This is a genomic window from Streptosporangium amethystogenes (genome assembly GCF_000721075.1).
Lineage (GTDB): Bacteria > Actinomycetota > Actinomycetes > Streptosporangiales > Streptosporangiaceae > Streptosporangium > Streptosporangium amethystogenes.
The window spans coordinates 1-538 of the sequence record NZ_JOEQ01000146.1; the positions used below are offsets into that span (position 1 = coordinate 1).

General features: G+C 65.1%; 2 protein-coding genes. One reads left to right on the top strand and one right to left on the bottom strand.

What is annotated here, in order from left to right; all coding sequences use genetic code 11:
- Entirely contained in the window at nucleotides 1–387 is a 387-nt protein-coding gene (locus IG98_RS48000; RefSeq protein ID WP_281178620.1) for an AMP-binding protein, read from the bottom strand.
- Here IG98_RS48000 and IG98_RS54100 point away from each other — a divergent pair.
- A partial coding sequence (locus IG98_RS54100; protein ID WP_037973044.1) for a hypothetical protein occupies nucleotides 341–538 on the top strand: 198 nt, incomplete at its 3' end. The genes IG98_RS48000 and IG98_RS54100 overlap by 47 nt on opposite strands.

Consider the following 538-nt stretch of genomic DNA (forward strand, 5'->3'; position numbering starts at 1 on the left):
TCAAGCAGAAGACGGCATACGAGATCCTCTCTGGTCTCGTGGGCTCGGAGATGTGTATAAGAGACAGACCCCACCCACCGCACTCAACGCCGCCAAATGCGACGGCACCCCCTTCACACAATCAATGCCATACCCCACCAAATACGCCGCCACCGCACCCGGATCCGTCACCGCCCCCTCCGCCAAAATGTGCAACTCACCCCCCGACACCAAACTCGCGAACACCACCGTGTTCCCCAAATCCGTCGCCTGCGCCTGCAACAACGCAAACCGGCCCCCCACCCCACCAAACCCCACCCGACCCGGCACCGACCCCACATAATTCGCCAACCCCCCATGCGTGACCGCCACCCCCTTCGGCCGCCCCGTCGACCCCGACGTATACATCACATACGCCAACCCCTGCCCCGACACCGACACCCCCGGCGCACCATCCGAAACAGCCGCCAGCCGCATCGCCATCACCGCGTCATCCACCGCCACCAACCGGCCCCGACCCGCCGGCAACCCCTCCAAAACCTCCTCGGTCGTCAACGTC

Coding starts and splice junctions, on each gene's coding strand:
- IG98_RS48000 (WP_281178620.1), bottom strand. CDS start 387: ATGTATACGTCGGGGTCGACGGGGCGGCCGAAGGGGGTGGCGGTCACG.